14 protein-coding genes and 1 tRNA gene are annotated in these 16,709 nt (G+C 53.2%); 7 read left to right on the top strand and 8 right to left on the bottom strand.

Annotation, left to right across the window (positions count from 1 at the left end; all coding sequences use genetic code 11):
- Window positions 1-45 precede the first annotated feature (45 nt).
- A complete protein-coding gene (prmB, locus tag ACMWKA_RS04120; protein ID WP_013098152.1) occupies window positions 46-978 on the bottom strand; it encodes a 50S ribosomal protein L3 N(5)-glutamine methyltransferase in 933 nt (310 codons plus the stop codon).
- Between the two features lie 145 nt (window positions 979-1,123).
- On the opposite strand from prmB, the gene smrB reads away from it, so the two are divergent.
- Entirely contained in the window at window positions 1,124-1,675 is a 552-nt protein-coding gene (gene smrB / locus ACMWKA_RS04125) for an endonuclease SmrB (RefSeq protein WP_013098153.1), read from the top strand.
- 46 nt (window positions 1,676-1,721) lie between these two features.
- Here smrB and sixA read toward each other — a convergent pair whose 3' ends face one another.
- From sixA to ACMWKA_RS04145, 4 genes are all read right to left on the bottom strand, one after another.
- A complete protein-coding gene (gene sixA, locus ACMWKA_RS04130) occupies window positions 1,722-2,207 on the bottom strand; it encodes a phosphohistidine phosphatase SixA (RefSeq protein WP_014832802.1) in 486 nt (161 codons plus the stop codon).
- A gap of 208 nt (window positions 2,208-2,415) precedes the next feature.
- Entirely contained in the window at window positions 2,416-4,563 is a 2,148-nt protein-coding gene (gene fadJ, locus ACMWKA_RS04135) for a fatty acid oxidation complex subunit alpha FadJ (RefSeq protein ID WP_062729968.1), read from the bottom strand.
- Entirely contained in the window at window positions 4,563-5,873 is a 1,311-nt protein-coding gene (gene fadI / locus ACMWKA_RS04140; protein WP_063252697.1) for an acetyl-CoA C-acyltransferase FadI, read from the bottom strand. Before fadI ends, fadJ begins: the two co-directional genes overlap by 1 nt.
- A gap of 224 nt (window positions 5,874-6,097) precedes the next feature.
- Complete coding sequence (locus ACMWKA_RS04145; protein WP_014832805.1) at window positions 6,098-6,382, bottom strand: YfcZ/YiiS family protein; 285 nt, start codon at window positions 6,380-6,382, stop codon at window positions 6,098-6,100.
- 372 nt (window positions 6,383-6,754) lie between these two features.
- Here ACMWKA_RS04145 and fadL point away from each other — a divergent pair, with 372 nt between their 5' ends.
- Complete coding sequence (fadL, locus tag ACMWKA_RS04150) at window positions 6,755-8,077, top strand: long-chain fatty acid transporter FadL (RefSeq protein WP_414760014.1); 1,323 nt, start codon at window positions 6,755-6,757, stop codon at window positions 8,075-8,077.
- Between the two features lie 45 nt (window positions 8,078-8,122).
- On the opposite strand, the gene mlaA is transcribed toward fadL, so the two are convergent.
- Entirely contained in the window at window positions 8,123-8,875 is a 753-nt protein-coding gene (gene mlaA, locus ACMWKA_RS04155; RefSeq protein WP_013098159.1) for a phospholipid-binding lipoprotein MlaA, read from the bottom strand.
- A 315-nt stretch (window positions 8,876-9,190) separates the two neighbouring features.
- Between mlaA and ACMWKA_RS04160 the strand changes: the two genes are divergently transcribed.
- Both ACMWKA_RS04160 and ACMWKA_RS04165 read left to right on the top strand, forming a co-directional pair.
- Window positions 9,191-10,120, top strand: coding sequence for a formate/nitrite transporter family protein (locus ACMWKA_RS04160; RefSeq protein ID WP_038420289.1), 930 nt, complete (start codon window positions 9,191-9,193; stop codon window positions 10,118-10,120).
- A 75-nt stretch (window positions 10,121-10,195) separates the two neighbouring features.
- A tRNA-Arg gene (locus ACMWKA_RS04165) sits at window positions 10,196-10,267 on the top strand.
- 15 nt (window positions 10,268-10,282) lie between these two features.
- Here ACMWKA_RS04165 and ACMWKA_RS04170 read toward each other — a convergent pair.
- Entirely contained in the window at window positions 10,283-11,662 is a 1,380-nt protein-coding gene (locus tag ACMWKA_RS04170; RefSeq protein WP_013098174.1) for a diguanylate cyclase, read from the bottom strand.
- Between the two features lie 310 nt (window positions 11,663-11,972).
- On the opposite strand from ACMWKA_RS04170, the gene lpxP reads away from it, so the two are divergent.
- Together lpxP and ypdK are read left to right on the top strand one after the other, a co-directional pair.
- Window positions 11,973-12,893: a kdo(2)-lipid IV(A) palmitoleoyltransferase gene (lpxP, locus tag ACMWKA_RS04175; protein ID WP_167816581.1), complete on the top strand. Its 921-nt coding sequence runs from the start codon at window positions 11,973-11,975 to the stop codon at window positions 12,891-12,893.
- A gap of 357 nt (window positions 12,894-13,250) precedes the next feature.
- Window positions 13,251-13,322: a membrane protein YpdK gene (gene ypdK, locus ACMWKA_RS04180; protein WP_099458937.1), complete on the top strand. Its 72-nt coding sequence runs from the start codon at window positions 13,251-13,253 to the stop codon at window positions 13,320-13,322.
- 55 nt (window positions 13,323-13,377) lie between these two features.
- Here ypdK and alaC read toward each other — a convergent pair whose 3' ends face one another.
- The gene (alaC, locus tag ACMWKA_RS04185; protein WP_023619791.1) at window positions 13,378-14,613 is read right to left on the bottom strand and encodes an alanine transaminase; all 1,236 of its coding nucleotides are present in this window, start codon (window positions 14,611-14,613) and stop codon (window positions 13,378-13,380) included.
- Window positions 14,614-14,999: 386 nt separating this feature from the next.
- On the opposite strand from alaC, the gene ACMWKA_RS04190 reads away from it, so the two are divergent.
- Entirely contained in the window at window positions 15,000-16,697 is a 1,698-nt protein-coding gene (locus tag ACMWKA_RS04190; RefSeq protein WP_250181352.1) for a LytS/YhcK type 5TM receptor domain-containing protein, read from the top strand.
- The last annotated feature ends 12 nt before the right edge of the window (window positions 16,698-16,709 follow it).

The following is a 16,709-nucleotide window of genomic DNA, read 5'->3' on the forward strand; positions in this document are numbered from 1 at the left end:
GTTATTTGTGTGTGAGCGTTGTGAAACGGGCCGAAGCCCGCTGGATTAATCTTTGTAGATGCTGAAATGTTCGCGCGCGTCGAGCAACTGCGCTTTGGTCAGCATAAAGACGCCGTCACCGCCGTTGTCGAACTCAAGCCAGGTGAACGGCACATCCGGGTACTGCTCTATCAGATGTACCATGCTGTTGCCCACTTCACAAATCAGAACACCGTCGTCGGTCAGATAATCCGGTGCGCAGGCCAGAATGCGACGGGTCAGCTTCAGGCCGTCAGAACCCGATGCCAGACCCAATTCTGGCTCGTGACGGTATTCGTTTGGCAGATCGGACATATCTTCCGCATCTACGTACGGCGGGTTGGTTACGATAAGATCGTACTGCAGCGTCGGCAGGTCACGGAACAGATCGGAGCGGATAGGCGTAACATGGTGGATAAGCCCGTGTTCTTCAATGTTGTGCTCGGTTACCGCCAGTGCGTCGGTGGAGATGTCCACCGCGTCCACTTCCGCTTCCGGGAAGGCATAAGCGCAGGCAATGGCAATGCAGCCGCTGCCGGTACACATATCCAGAATGTGCTGTGGTTGACGGTTAATCAGCCCTTCGAAGTGGTTGTTGATCAGCTCACCAATTGGCGAGCGCGGCACCAGCACGCGTTCATCAACATAGAATTCGTGACCGCAGAACCAGGCTTTGTTGGTCAGATAGGCTACCGGAATACGCTCGTTCACGCGGCGGATCACACGCTCAACGATGCGGTGCTTTTCGCTGGAGGTCAGACGCGCGGTGCGCATGTCTTCCGGAATATCGAGCGGCAGGTAGAGAGAAGGCAGCACCAGTTGAACAGCTTCATCCCACGGGTTATCCGTGCCGTGTCCGTACCAGATATTGGCGGCGCTGAAGCGGCTAACCGACCAGCGCAACATGTCCTGTATGGTATGCAGCTCGTTTACTGCTTCATCGACAAAAATTTTATCCACTCTTTCCTCCAGGGCATGCTCGCATAATTTTCGGCGGCTAGTTTGCCATGAAGACGGCGATAAATCAGCAATGACGCGTACCGCTTGAGGTTAAAAAATGCGTTTAGTCGGGTACACTATCGGAAATACGAGATGAGAACGACGAATGAAAAAGAAAACATCGCTCAGCGAGGAGGATCAGGCGCTCTTCCGTCAGCTCATGACTGGTACGCGTCAAATCAAGCAGGACACCATTGTCCACCGGCCGATGCGCAAAAAAGTCAGCGAAGTGCCGGTCAAAAGGCTATTGCAGGAGCAGGCGGATAATAGCCACTATTTTTCCGATGAGTTTCAGCCGCTGCTTAACACGCAGGGTGCGGTCAAGTACGTTCGCGAAGATGTCAGCCACTTTGAGCTGAAAAAATTACGCCGGGGAGATTATTCACCCGAGCTGTTTCTCGATTTGCATGGTTTGACGCAGATGCAGGCGAAACAGGAGCTGGGGGCGTTGATTGCCGCCTGTCGCCGCGAACATGTGTTTTGTGCCTGCGTGATGCACGGCCACGGTAAACATGTTCTTAAGCAACAAACGCCGCTGTGGCTGGCTCAGCATCCACACGTGATGGCGTTTCATCAGGCGCCCAAAGAGTACGGCGGAGATGCCGCCTTGCTGGTGTTGATTGAAGTTGAAGAGTGGCAACCGCCAGAATTGCCCTGAGAACATGGCGGGAGGCATAGTGGCTCCCGCCTTATCGCACGTCACCTCAGATTGCTTTCGCCATCCGGAGATTGCATGGACTCATTTGCCAGTTGAAGACCCCTTTGCCGGTTTCGTCGAGGGTGACGTTGGCAATGGCGGAGGTTGTAAACATTGGTGGCGTCTCGCCCGGGCACAGTTCAGATACCAGATAGCCAACCAGTGGCAGGTGGGAAATGACCAGTGCAGAAGCGACACCTTCATTGCACAGCGCCTGCAGGTAAGCACTGACAAGGCCGACATCACCACACGGCGTGAGTTCAGGGAGAACATCCACGCTGGTCGGCAGGTTCATACACTCCCCTACCACATCCAGCGTCTGTTCAGCACGCAGGAACGGACTCACCAGAACGCGTTCAATGTCCACTTTTTGACCTTTAAGCCAGTTCGCCATCTGACGAGATTCGTCGCAGCCGCAGACGGTTAAAGGACGTACTGAGTCACTGGCGGCATCGAGTGCCGCGTCGCCGTGACGCATGATAAAAACTTGCATATTGCACCGCTTTTGTTAACCAGAATCACCGGCGTTAACTACCCGCGATTAATGCTTGAGGTAGAAAACCCGATGGCCGGGCATTGTGCCTGATCCATTCGGTGAATGAAACGCTGTTTTTTACCTCAATGGCGTAAGTATAGTCAATCTCTGTTTACAAAATCGCCAAATCAGATTCATTCACCGCCGGATTTACCCTTCTTTGACCTCAACTTACGAGGACAGTTTCCCTTGCTGGCCAAAATGTCTGGCCCCGTTCCGCCATCTGCAATAATTCGTCACAGGGTGTAAACCGGGGACCATACTGCGTGGCAAGACGTTGCAGAATCGCAACCACTTCACCCGCTCCGAGGGTGTCCATATAACGGAACGGGCCGCCAAGGAACGGCGGGAAACCAATACCAAATACGGCGCCAATATCGCCATCGCGTGCGCTTTTAATCACCTGCTCGCCAAAACAGCGTGCGGCTTCATTAAGCATCATCATCACACAGCGTTCAGCACACTGAACGGCAGACAGTTTCGCCTGTCCGGTTGTTGGGATAAGCCCATAGACCGAAGGGTCGACCTGTTTCTTGCTTTTACGCCCTTTTGCACCGTAAAGATAGAAACCGCGTTCATTTTTTCTGCCTTTGCGATCGTCCTTCAAAATTGCAGAAACAATGTTTGCAGGCGGGCTAAAACGCTCGCCATATGCGGCCTCCAGCACAGGTATAATTTTAGTGCCAGTGTCTATTCCTACCTCATCCAAAAGTTGGATTGGGCCAACGGGGAAACCAAACTTGACCAGCGCCTCGTCGACGTGTTCGATCTTCTCCCCTTCCACCAGCAGGCGCATCGCTTCGTTGATATACGGCGCCAGAATGCGGTTGACGTAGAATCCCGCTTTATCCGCCACGACGATCGGGGTTTTGCCCTGCTTTTTCGCCAGTTTCACTACCGTAGAGACAGTCTGCGGGCTGGTTGACGCGTGTGGAATAACTTCAACCAGCGGCATTTTTTCAACCGGACTAAAAAAGTGCAGGCCAATCACCTGCTCAGGACGCGCGGCTTTCGCTGCGATATCACCGATCGGTAATGAAGAGGTGTTCGAGGCGAAAATCGTGTGCGGCGCACAATGTTGCTCAACGTCCGCAACCATCTGCTGCTTAAGCGCCAGGTCTTCAAACACCGCTTCAATCACCAGATCGCGATGGGCAAAACCACGGTAGTCCGTAGTGCCGCTGATCATGGCCACGGTTTTATCCCGCTCGCTTGCCTTGATATGGCGGCGTTTAACCTTCCGATCAAGGTTCTGCCAGCTGTACTGCAGCGCGTGGTTAATCCCTTTCGGGTTGATGTCTTTGATACGTACGGGCAATTTGGCTTTGCTGGCTGTGACAAACGCAATACCACCGCCCATCAGTCCGCCCCCGAGGACGCCAACGGCGTTGAGCGGCGCAGGTTCAGCGTCACTGCCCGGATCTTTTTTAACGTCAGTGCTGGCAAAGAAGATGCTGCGCAACGCCTGCGATTGCGGCGTCATCGCCAGTTCACCAAAGGCTTTTGCCTCTGCGGCATAACCGCTGCTGCTGCCCTGCGACAGCCCGGTTTCAATCACCTCAAGAATGCGCTTCGCCGCCGGATAGTTGCCTTTGGTCTTTTGTTCGGTTTTCTTGCCCACCATGCTAAACAGCAGCGCCCGCCCCAGCGGCCCGGCCAGGACGCGCTCACGCACCGGCAGAACACGTCTTGCCTGACGTCCCTCCAGCGCCAGCTCTACGGCGGCTTCCAGCAAAATAGAATGCGGAACGACGTCATCAACCAGCCCCGCTTTCAGCGCCTGACGGGCGCGCAGCTGTTTGCCGGTTAAGATCATTTCCAGCGCTGTACTAACGCCAACCAGCCGCGGCAGACGCTGCGTTCCACCGGAGCCGGGAAGCAGCCCAAGCTGTACTTCCGGCAACCCAAGAACGGTTTTCGCGTCGTCAGTACAAATACGACTGTGACAGGCCAGCGCCAGCTCCAGCCCACCGCCCAGGCATGCACCGTGGATCGCGGCGATCGCCGGGATCGGCAGCGAATGGATCTCCGCCATCACCTGCTGCCCCTGGCGCGCCAGATCTTCCGCCTCCTGCGCGCTTTGCGCCCGGGCGATCATGTTGATATCGGCCCCGGCAATAAAGTTGTCTGGCTTTGCCGAGATAAACACCAGGCCGCGAATCGCTTTGTTCTCGCGGATCTGCTTTAACATCTCGCGCACCTGAACGCCAAATTCCGCCTTCAGGGTATTCATCTTTTCGTCGGGGACATCAATGGTAATCACAGCCACGTTATCGAGGCGAACCGTCAGATTAAATGCAGATGCCATTGCCATTATTCAGCCTCCAGAACCATTGCTGCCCCAAGACCGCCCGCCGCGCAGGCGGTGACGAGGCCAAAACCGCCGCCACGGCGACGTAACTCATGTAATGTTTGGGTGATCATCCTCGCCCCCGTCGCCGCAAACGGATGACCGTAGGCGATAGAGCCGCCCAGTACGTTAAATTTGCTTTGATCCACTTCTCCGGTGGCATGGGCGCGGCCAAGCACATCGCGAGCAAAACGTTCGCTGGCCAGTAGCTGGACGTTGGCCAGGGTTTGTGCGGCAAAGGCCTCGTGCATATCAATCAGCGTTAAATCAGCGAGGGTCAACCCTGCGCGATCCAGTGCCAGCGGCGTGGACCAGGCCGGGCCTAACAGCATGTCCTGCCAGACGTCGATCGCCGTGAACGCGTAGCTGCGCAGATAACCGAGCGGGGTAAGGCCAAGCTCTTTGGCTCGCGATTCGGTCATCAGGATCACCGCGGCAGCACCATCCGTCAGCGGAGTACTGTTGGCGGCCGTAACGGTGCCGTGTTTGCGGTCGAATGCCGGACGCAGTCTGGCGTAGTCCGCCAGCGTCGAAGTGCCACGAATGTTGTTATCTTCCACCAGCGGTTCGCGGTAAGGCGGGATATACGCGGTCATCACCTCGTCGTTCAGCTTGCCTTCCGACCAGGCTTTCGCCGCCAGCTGATGGGAACGGTGAGCCAGCGCATCCTGCTGCTCCCGGGTAATGCCGTAGGTTTTGGCCATCTGCTCGGCGGTGTCGCCCATGCGCAGGCCGGTGGAGTATTCAGCCACCGCAGGTGGAACAGGCATCAGGTCACGAAGGCGTAAACGCGAGAAGAGCTTGAGTTTTTGCCCGGTGGTGCGCGCTTTATTTGCATCCACCAGAATGCGGGCCAGCTTTTTACTGACCCCTATCGGCAGCACGGAGGATGAGTCTGCCCCGCCGGCGATCCCGGCGCGGATGGTGCCCGCCATCAGGCTTTCGGCCACGTTTGCCACCGCCTGAAAGCTGGTTGCACACGCACGGCTGACGCTGTAAGCATCCGTATGCACGTTCATTCCGGTGCCAAGGACAATTTCTCGTGCAATGTTGGGAGCTTCTGGCATCTGAACAACCTGGCCAAAAATCAGCTGCTCAATGACATCAGGCGGTATTTCGCTGCGAGCCAGCATCTCCCCCACCACCATTTTCCCCAGATCGACGGCCGGTATGCCGTGAAACGCTGTCGCCTGACGCGCAAACGGCGTACGCAATCCACTGACAATGGCAATGCGGTCACCTTGTCGGGTGATAAGCGGTAATGCCTGACTCATAACATTCCCCTGTAAAAATTTTGCAAACATAAAGTGGTCTGACCTGATAAATAGTCTTAACCATTTTTTTACATTCAGCCAATTGGGGAAACGAAAAAATGCGAACTAAAACACAGAGAAGAAAAAAGAAAATGCCCCGAGGTAAAAACAAAACGGTAACCCAGAGGTTACCGTTTTGAGTGTTTGCACCCTCACCCGTAGGAGAGGGCATCAGGCCGCGGAGATTAACGCAGACCGAGTTGGAAAATCAGCGTTTCAGCTTCGCAGGCGAAGACAAAGTCGATATCCAGCTTCACGCCGCCGTCCACTTCCGTGAAGGTGGACTTGATTTCACACGGATCGGATTCTACGTCGCGCGCGCGCTTGCTCAGCGCCGCCAGGGTTTCTTCCGCTTCGGCACGGTTGGTGAACACGCGGCTGTAAGAGGCGGTGCAATCGGAGTTGTCCATGATGGTACCAACATCCATACAGCAGCAAACCGGGGTTTCATCAGCACTGCATTTACTCATATCTCAATTTCCTCTGTATTCGCGCAGGACGCGAGACAAACACGATGCTGATATTTTACGCCCCGATGCAGACGCTCTCCAGCCGTTAATGGCGCAAAACGGGATAAGTGACCAATATCACACTAAAAAATGATCTAAAACAAAATTCGCCCTTTTGGGTGAGTCGTGATGGTCACATTTTTGCCAACCAGATCTCGTTTCAAGAAACATGTTTGAAAATATTAATAAACAAACTTGCAACATTCTAGCTGGTCAGACCTATACTCTGGCCACTGGTCTGATTTGTAAGTCATACCTCAGACCCTACACTTCGCGCTCCTGTTACGGTATGTAACAATTATTGAATAAAAATAACTCAATGAGGTTATGGTCATGAGCCAGAAAACCCTGTTCAACAAGACTGCGCTGGCAGTCGCAGTGGCAATCGTCTCTACGTCCGCCTGGTCAGCGGGCTTCCAGTTAAACGAATTTTCTTCCTCTGGCCTTGGCCGTGCGTATTCCGGGGAAGGTGCAATTGCTGATGATGCAGGTAACGCCAGTCGTAACCCTGCGCTGATCATGATGTTTGATCGCCCAACGTTCTCAGCGGGCGCCATCTTTGTTGATCCGGGTGTGGATATTACGGGCCGTTCCCCGAGCGGAGCCAGCCTGAATTCCGATAACATCGCACCAACGGCATGGGTGCCAAACCTGCACTTCGTTGCGCCAATCAACGACCAGTTTGGCTGGGGTGCTTCCGTAACCTCTAACTATGGTTTAGCGACCGAGTTTAATAACGACTACGCAGCAGGAGCCTATGGCGGTAAGACCGACCTTGAGACTCTGAACCTGAACCTGAGCGGTGCTTACCGTCTGAACAGAAACTGGAGCTTCGGCGTTGGCTTTGATGCCGTTTATGCTAAAGCGAAAATCGAACGTTACGCGGGCGATCTCGGCAAAATCGTTGCGGGCTCCGGCGCACTGCCGCCGCCTCTGGCACAACAGGTTGCAGGGATCCCGGCAGACACCCAGATCGCGTATCTGAAGGGTGACGAGTGGGGCTTTGGCTGGAACGCCGGTATCCTTTATGAACTCGATAAAAACAACCGTTACGGTTTCACCTACCGTTCCGAAGTGAAAATCGACTTTGACGGCGACTACAAGAGCAGCCTGCCTTCTGCTTATAACCAGATCCTCGGCACCTTCGGCCTGCCAATGGGCACCGATGGCCGTACCACTGGCGGTTCTCTGAGTCTGCACTTACCGGAAATGTGGGAATTGTCCGGTTATAACCGCGTGGCACCACAGTGGGCGATTCACTATAGCCTGACCTACACCAGCTGGAGCCAGTTCCAGGAGCTGAAAGCGACCAACAGCAAAGGCGACACGCTGTTCTATAAAGATGAAAGCTTCCGTGATGCCTACCGCATCGCACTGGGTACCACCTACTATATGGATGACAACTGGACGTTCCGTACCGGTATTGCCTTCGATGATAGCCCGGTTCCGGCTGACAAACGTTCTATCTCCATTCCGGATCAGGACCGCTTCTGGCTGAGCGCCGGTGCGACCTATGCATTCAACAAAGATGCCTCTGTCGATGCGGGTGTTTCGTATATGCACGGTCAAAAAGTCAGCTTCAAGGAAGGTCCGTATGAGTTCTCTTCCGAAGGTAAAGCCTGGCTGTATGGCCTGAACTTCAACTACGCGTTCTAATTCGCGCAGGGATCAAAAAAGGTGAGCATCGCTCACCTTTTTTATTTATTCCGAATCGATATCTTTTAATTCGTTCTCGATTGCCTTCGCGTTTGGATTCTCTTCCGGCTTCAGCTTGCCACCATTGGCAATAAAGTCATGATTCTGGAAGTAAGCTTCACGCACCATGATGTATGGATCGGAAGACTGACGCAGCAGACCGTCGGAATCGAGCAGTTGCGCACGTGTTTCAATCCCTTCTACCGTCCATTTACCAATCGACAGCGGCCAGGTCAGCCACGAAAGAACCGGATACAGCGTATCCACCATATCACCGCCATCATCACGCACGGTAAAGCTGCCATAGAACGGCAGATGAACGTACGGGCCGTAACCGACGCCATAATGACCCAGCGTACTCCCGAAGCGGTGCGGCTGTTCACGCTGCAGTTTCGGGTTCGCCATGCCGGCGACATCGATAAAGCCCCCCATCCCCAGCAGGGAGTTAAGGAAGAAGCGAGTAAAGTGCACCATCCCCTGATACGGATCGCCTTGCAGGAAGTAGTTGACCATCACCGCTGGCTCTTCAAGGTTACTGGTGAAATTGCTCAACCCGTTACGCGCAGGCTGGGGAACATAATCACGCCATGCAACCGCCACCGGGCGAACCACATACGGATCCAGCACGTTATAGTTGAAGCTATACATTGAGCGGTTAAATCCTTCGAGAGGATCGGAGCGTCCCGTTTGCTCCCCGGAGCTGGCGCAGCCCACAAGCATCGTCGCGCCCAGCGCAAGCGCCGACAGCCGAAGTTTCATAAAATTCTCCCTGTTCAGTATGGCTATCGTTGATTGCCATCCGTAACGGAGCATTTGATGCTCCGTCTGTAAACGTGCAAGTGATTGTATCAGCACGTTTACCGATGTCTATGAGCACAATTACGGGCAGTAACCACCGTCACTCTGATCTCAGCATAGCCTGGCTTTTAGAATTCGTTTCGCTGGCAATTTTATAATGGCTTTGAATGAGATGTCTCACCTTTGTTGCCATTACCCTCACTTTAAGAGCATCCCCACGGGCATTTTGTTAAAAGCCGCTACGCTTAAAAGAAAGAACATCCAACTGGAGCGGTTATGAAAGACGTGGGCGAAGAGAAAATTGGCGAGAGCAATGAAGAACTTGAAATTGAGAGCGAGGAAAAAGAGCGCGGTGAAGAGATAGAAATTGATGAAGATCGCCTTCCCTCCCGTGCTATGGCGATCCATGAACATATCCGTCAGGATGGAGAAAAGGAGATGGAGCGCGATGCCATGGCCCTGCTGTGGTCCGCTATCGCGGCAGGCCTCTCCATGGGGGCATCGCTACTTGCGAAGGGCATTTTCCATGTGCAGCTTGAAGGTGTACCCGGTGGCTTTTTGCTGGAGAACCTGGGCTACACCTTCGGCTTTATCATCGTCATTATGGCCCGCCAGCAGCTTTTTACTGAAAACACGGTCACCGCCGTTCTGCCTGTCATGCAAAACCCGACTCTGGGTAACTTTGGCTTACTGATGCGTCTGTGGAGCGTGGTCCTGCTGGGCAACCTCATCGGCACGGGTATCGCCGCCTGGGCGTTTGAATATATGCCGATATTTGATGAACCCACCCGGGATGCGTTTGTGAAAATCGGTATGGATGTGATGAAAAACACGCCCGTGGAGATGTTCTCTAACGCCATTATCTCTGGCTGGATTATCGCGACAATGGTCTGGATGTTCCCTTCCGCAGGCAGTGCCAAAATTGTGGTAATCATATTAATGACGTGGCTGATTGCGCTGGCCGACACCACCCATATCGTGGTGGGTACTGTAGAAATCCTCTATCTGGTGTTTAACGGCACGCTTCACTGGACCGATTTCTTCTGGCCATTTGCACTACCCACGCTTGCGGGCAACATCTGCGGCGGAACCTTTATTTTTGCGCTGTTGAGTCATGCCCAGATCCGTAACGACATGTCTAATAAGCGTAAAGCCGAGCTGAAAGCGCAGGAAAATGATGAAAAATCGGCAAATAAATCGGCCTGAATGGTGACTCTTTGAGCAGTCGGGCGGCAATGCGCTTAACGCAAAGTGTAAATAACGGTATACTCGTGCCGCCTCGTCCCCTTAGTTAAATGGATATAACGAGCCCCTCCTAAGGGCTAGTTGCAGGTTCGATTCCTGCAGGGGACACTTTGATAGTAAACGTCACTGCGCTTTCCATAACTCCACGCAGTTTCGCCCCCGTCGTTTTGCCCCATACAACGCCTCATCCGCAGCCTGAATCAGACGTTCGTAGTCAGGATGACCATTAAACATGGCCGCCCCAATCGAAAGCGACAACGGTATTGGCTCGCCTGTCGGGGAATGAACCTTAATTTTTTCCACGCGTCGGCGGATCCGCTCGGCAATGCGCAGGGTATCGGCTTCGGTGATTTCCGTTAGCACAATCAAAAACTCATCTCCGCCATAGCGGAAGACATAGTCACAGGTGCGAACGTTGTCATAAAACGCCCCGGCAACCTTTCTTAATATTTCATCTCCCGTGTTGTGCCCCCAGGTATCGTTGATTTGCTTGAACTTATCGACATCAATAAGCAACACCGACAGCGGCGTACCAGAACGACTTGCCTGGGTAATTTCACGTTTAAAAATGGTTGGCAGGAAGCGACGGTTAAGCAGACGCGTGAGCACATCCACGCCCACCTCGTGCCGGGCTACCTCATCAAACAGCTCATGCAGCAGGGTCACGATTTGCGAGAAGGTCGTTCGCGTCAGCCGCAAAAATTGCACCTGCCGCAGTCTGTCGTGAAGGGCATCGTCTGTCTGACGAACGTCATGAAAAGCCGCGTCGAACTCCTGGATAAGACGAGAGATATGCCCTGCTTCGGCAATACCACTGAAGTAGTGACGTCCCTTATGACTGAACCACAGCCCAAAGTCGGACTGCCCGAGCGGCCGGCTATTGTCGATGCTGGAGTCCAGCATCACTTTATAAAGCAGCGACAGTTCCCACGTCAGCAATGCGGCGGTCTGCCGCTCCTTCTCAACTTCCGCATTTTCCATCAGCGAGAAGATTCGATAGTTCTCGTCCTCTTTTGCCGCATTGTTCTCGCTGAAGACATAGGCGCGCGACATCACCTCCATTGCCAGATCAATACTGTTAATGGCGTAGTGATAGATGCTTAACTTGGTCTCAGAAGGGTGTGGTGTGGCATTAATAAGAGGTAACAACAGCTTTTTCAGGATCCGGAAACCCATCTCAACCAGGTCTACCGATATACCTATTCGGGCGTGAACATCGGCGGCGCGCTGCTGAGCCCGCATCTGTTCATCAACCTGTTCAACCCGGCAGGAGAGAACATCAACAAGCCAACGACGCAGCGCTTCCTGCAGCTGCCTTTCAACCTGCTCAGTGGTCAGAAACTCCGCTGCATGAGGGTCGGCCAGGACCACACGATAAAACTCCGTAATCAGACCAGAAGCATGATCGCTGGCCAGTTGCGCAGTAAGTTGATGAACGAGGGGATCCGTTTCATTGATTAACTGAATCCACTCATCCCTTACGGTTTGTAAATAGGTTTCCATTTACACCCTCCAGGGGAGATCGTTAGCTTGTCCGACGGGAATGAGCGCACGGATTCACCGTCTGGCATGCGTGATAATCAACAACAGCAACAAAATCAACACCCTTTCCAGGTGCCGCTTTTTTAATCAAAAACGAGTAATAGCACATATCGTATAACGGTGCTACATTACGCCGCCCACCCAACGTCAGCAGTGGTCAGGCAACGCCGTAAAGATCGGTAAAGCCTGCAACCATGACCTTGTCCAACGGTCTAATTGGCACGTGGTATCGCTTTATGCGTTACTTTCAAAGGCTTTACATAGGTTCACTATTTTGTCTCAATCCCACTTCAAACGTGCGTTTTTACACCCGCGTTACTGGTTTACATGGTTTGGTCTTGGCGTACTCTGGCTTCTGGTTCAACTTCCTTATCCTGTGATCCGCGTACTGGGCTCCAGGCTCGGCAGCGCGTCCCGCCACTTCCTCAAACGTCGTGAATCTATTGCCCGTAAAAATCTCGAACTGTGCTTTCCCCAGTATAATGCGCAGCAGCGCGAAACACTGATTGCCGAGAACTTTAAATCTATCGGCATGGCGTTGCTTGAAACCGGCATGGCCTGGTTCTGGCCTGATGAGCGCGTCCGCAAATGGTTTGACGTGGAAGGTCTCGAAAACCTGAAACGCGCGCAAATGCAAAACCGTGGCGTGATGGTAGTTGGTGTCCACTTTATGTCGCTGGAGCTGGGCGGCCGAGTAATGGGGCTTTGTCAGCCGATGATGGCCACCTACCGCCCGCACAACAGTCCGCTGATGGAGTGGGTACAAACCCGTGGTCGCATGCGTTCCAATAAGGCGATGATCAGCCGTAACAATCTGCGCGGTATGGTCGGCGCCCTGAAGAAAGGCGAAGCCGTCTGGTTTGCACCCGATCAGGACTACGGACGTAAAGGCAGCAGTTTTGCGCCCTTCTTTGCGGTTAAAAATGTCGCCACCACCAACGGCACGTTCGTGATTTCGCGTCTGTCAGGCGCCGCAATGCTGACCGTGACAATGGTGAGAAAGGTTGATAAATCTGGCTATCGTCTGCACATCTCACCGGAGATGGCAAACTATCCGGAAAATGAATGCGAAGCCGCAGCGTTCATCAATAAAGTTATCGAGACCGAAATTATGCGCGCGCCGGAGCAGTATCTGTGGATGCATCGCCGTTTCAAAACGCGGCCGCATGGCGAAGCGTCTCTCTATATTTAATGTGGAGAAAGGTTAGTTTCGCTAAGAAACTAACCTTTTCAATCACCTGTAATCACCCTGAGTAATTGTCTTTTCTTGCCGTCGCTCAACGTGGATTTATTGCGCTCTGAAATCAAACTGTCGCCGTTCCACGACACCCGTAAGTTACGGAAAGTATTTAAAAAAATGCCTCTTGTCACCCCTCATTTTTAGGCGTACATTAGCGCCGTCTGGCAACAGGAAAGCACAGAATTCTGAGCTGGAGTTTGCATCGTAACGGGATAATTCTCATTTCCGTCGCAGGCAAATGTCAGTTCTCTATAATCAGGTGGACTCTGTTTTTAAGTGCGTACCAGAAGATACGCGGAGCGATGAAACGTGAAATATTTCTTTATGGGCATTTCGGTGATTGTTTTAGTGTGGGCCGGAACCTTCGCCCTGATGATCTAGCGAAGAACATGCAGTCAAAAAAACAGGAGCCGTTGGCTCCTGTTTTTTTATGTCATTAAGATTCGTGCTGTTCAGCGGCACTCTTTGATGCGAGAAGCCCGTCGGCGCGGAACATACTCTTAATGCCCCTCACCGCCTGGCGAATACGGTCGCTGTTTTCAATCAGCGCGAACCGTACATGGGTATCGCCATAATCACCGAAGCCAATGCCCGGCGAGACGCAGACCTTCGCGTCCTGCAACAGCTTTTTGGCAAACTCCAGTGACCCCATCGCCGCGTAAGGCTCAGGGATTTTTGCCCAGACATACATTGACGCTTTCGGCATTTCCACCATCCAGCCAGCCTCATGCAGCCCTTTCACCAGCACATCGCGACGGCGTTTATACTGGGCGGCAATATCATGAACACACTGCTGATCGCCTTCCAGCGCGGCGATAGCGGCCACCTGCAGTGGGGTAAAGGTGCCGTAATCGTGGTAACTCTTAATACGCGCCAGTGCACTCACCAGCGTTTTGTTACCCACCATAAAGCCAATACGCCACCCCGCCATGTTGTAGCTTTTCGACAGGGTAAAGAACTCCACCGCCACATCACGTGCGCCCGGAACCTGCATGATGGAAGGCGCTTTCCAGCCGTCATACACAATATCGGCGTAGGCTAAGTCGTGTACCACCAGCACATCGTAACGCTTCGCCAGTGCGACGACTTTCTCAAAGAAGTCGAGTTCTACGCACTGCGCCGTAGGGTTAGACGGGAAGCCGAGGATCATCATCTTCGGTTTCGGATAGCTTTCACGAATCGCACGTTCCAGCTCGTTAAAGAAATCGACCCCTTCCACCAGCGGCACAGAGCGAACCTGCGCGCCGGCAATCACCGCGCCGTAAATATGGATGGGGTAGCTTGGATTAGGCACCAGCACCGTATCACCATGATCCAGCGTAGCCAGCATCAGGTGCGCCAGCCCCTCTTTCGAGCCAATGGTGACAATGGCTTCACTTTCCGGATCGATATCAACCTGATAGCGATCCTGGTACCAGCGAGAGATCGCGCGACGTAATCGAGGAATGCCGCGAGAGGTGGAGTAACCGTGCGTATCCGGGCGCTGGGCGACCGTGCAGAGCTTCTCAACAATATGCGCAGGCGTTGGGCCGTCAGGGTTACCCATGCTGAAATCGATAATATCTTCGCCGCGACGACGCGCAGCCATCTTCAGTTCAGCAGTGATATTGAAAACATAAGGGGGGAGACGATCGATACGCGTAAAACGGCGTTCAGGACTGAATTCAGCCATAGATTCCTCAGATTAACGTTAGCGCCCGGACCGTCCGAGCGACGCTGCCACTTATGTGGCGTGTTTAGAAAATAACCTGAAAAAAAACATGCTGTCGAGGGGTTAAGCAAAAAAAAGATGTCGCATTAAAAACGGGAACCTTCAGGTACTGAAAGCGGAAGCGTTCCTGCTAATTGCGCAATTTTAATACCCAGTGTTTAACATGATGATATCAAAGCTGTTACCTTGTCGCTCTCCAGGAGTTAAAAAACTGGCATCTTCAGGAAGTCACCCTCAATCCCCTTTGAAGATTATGGTTTTTCCTCATTTGATAAACACGACGGATAGCTGGTCAACAGGCGTCAGGTTTTTTATCATTGGGCTTTCCTCTTTTCGCTGGTCGACTCGTGCACGAAATATTCGATATGCTGCTGGCGGTTTTTGACCGTGCGGCATTAATGCTGATTTGCCTGTTTTTCCTCATTCGTATTCGCCTGTTCCGCGAGCTTTTGCACAAGTCCGCCCACTCGGCAAAAGAGCTGCTGGCCGTTACCGCCATCTTTTCACTTTTCGCGCTGTTCAGCACCTGGTCCGGGGTGCCGGTAGAAGGGTCGCTGGTCAACGTGCGTGTTATCGCCGTGATGTCCGGTGGGATCTTGTTTGGCCCCTGGGTGGGCATTATTACGGGTCTCATTGCCGGGACACATCGTTACCTGATAGATATCGGCGGCGTGACGGCGGTGCCGTGTTTTATCACCAGCATCATCGCCGGCGTCCTTTCCGGCTGGATTAACCGCAAAATACCGAAAAAGCAGCACTGGCGCGCCGGGATCATCGCGGGCATGCTGTGCGAAACGCTGACCATGGTTCTGGTGGTCGTCTGGGCTCCCACCATTGCGCTGGGGCTGGATATTGTCTCTAAAATCGGTATTCCGATGATCCTCGGCAGCGTCTGTATCGGTTTTATCGTGCTGCTGGTGCAAAGCGTTGAAGGGGAAAAAGAGGCCAGCGCCGCACGTCAGGCCAAGCTGGCGCTGGATATCGCCAACAAAACGCTGCCGCTCTTCCGCCATGTTAACGCCGAATCCTTACGTCAGGTCTGCGATATCATCCGTCGCGATATTCATGCCGATGCCGTGGCCATTACCAATATCGACCACGTCCTGGCCTATGTTGGCGTGGGTGAGAATAACTATCAGGACAGCGATGACACCATCAGCCCCACCACCAGGCAGGCGATCAATTACGGTAAAATCATCATTAAAAACAATGATGAAGCCCACAGAACCCCAGAAATTCACTCCATGCTGGTGATCCCGCTGTGGGAGAAAGGCGTGGTGACGGGAACCCTGAAAATTTACTACTGCCACGCGCACCAGATCACCTCCTCCCTGCAGGAGATGGCCATCGGGCTGTCGCAGATTATCTCTACCCAGCTGGAGGTCTCCCGCGCGGAACAGCTGCGCGAGATGGCAAATAAGGCAGAGCTGCGCGCGCTGCAGAGTAAAATTAATCCTCATTTTCTGTTTAACGCGCTGAATGCGATCTCCTCGTCCATTCGACTTAATCCGGATACCGCGCGTCAGCTGATTTTCAATCTGTCACGCTATCTGCGTTACAACATTGAGCTAAAAGATGACGAGCAGATCGACATTAAAAAAGAGCTTTATCAGATCAAGGATTACATTGCGATTGAGCAGGCGCGCTTTGGTGACAAACTCACCGTCATTTACGATATTGATGAAGAGGTCAACTGTGTGATCCCAAGCCTGCTGATCCAGCCGCTGGTTGAGAACGCTATCGTCCACGGGATTCAGCCGTGTAAAGGGAAAGGGGTGGTGACCATCAGCGTGACCGAAAGCGGCAACCGCGTGCGGATTGCCGTGCGTGATACCGGCCACGGAATTGATCCTAAAGTCATTGAGCGCGTTGAGGCCAACGAGATGCCGGGGAATAAGATTGGGCTGCTGAATGTCCACCACCGGGTCAAACTGCTGTACGGCGACGGGCTGCATATTCAGCGCCTTGAACCGGGCACCGAGATCGCCTTTTATATTCCGAATGAACGCTCTCCCGTTCATGCGTCTACATCCCTGTTGCCTTAGGCCGGAGTAACC

The organism is Enterobacter sp. 03-F-07-AD-ECC, from assembly GCF_047530935.1.
GTDB lineage: Bacteria > Pseudomonadota > Gammaproteobacteria > Enterobacterales > Enterobacteriaceae > Enterobacter > Enterobacter cloacae.

Bases quoted from the DNA above. Each gene is read 5' to 3' on its own strand.
- fadJ (WP_062729968.1), bottom strand. From the start codon at position 4,563: ATGGCAATGGCATCTGCATTTAATCTGACGGTTCGCCTCGATAACGTG.
- mlaA (WP_013098159.1), bottom strand. From the start codon at position 8,875: ATGAAACTTCGGCTGTCGGCGCTTGCGCTGGGCGCGACGATGCTTGTG.
- fadI (WP_063252697.1), bottom strand. From the start codon at position 5,873: ATGAGTCAGGCATTACCGCTTATCACCCGACAAGGTGACCGCATTGCC.
- alaC (WP_023619791.1), bottom strand. From the start codon at position 14,613: ATGGCTGAATTCAGTCCTGAACGCCGTTTTACGCGTATCGATCGTCTC.
- fadL (WP_414760014.1), top strand. From the start codon at position 6,755: ATGAGCCAGAAAACCCTGTTCAACAAGACTGCGCTGGCAGTCGCAGTG.
- ACMWKA_RS04160 (WP_038420289.1), top strand. From the start codon at position 9,191: ATGAAAGACGTGGGCGAAGAGAAAATTGGCGAGAGCAATGAAGAACTT.
- smrB (WP_013098153.1), top strand. From the start codon at position 1,124: ATGAAAAAGAAAACATCGCTCAGCGAGGAGGATCAGGCGCTCTTCCGT.
- ACMWKA_RS04145 (WP_014832805.1), bottom strand. From the start codon at position 6,382: ATGAGTAAATGCAGTGCTGATGAAACCCCGGTTTGCTGCTGTATGGAT.
- sixA (WP_014832802.1), bottom strand. From the start codon at position 2,207: ATGCAAGTTTTTATCATGCGTCACGGCGACGCGGCACTCGATGCCGCC.
- ACMWKA_RS04170 (WP_013098174.1), bottom strand. From the start codon at position 11,662: ATGGAAACCTATTTACAAACCGTAAGGGATGAGTGGATTCAGTTAATC.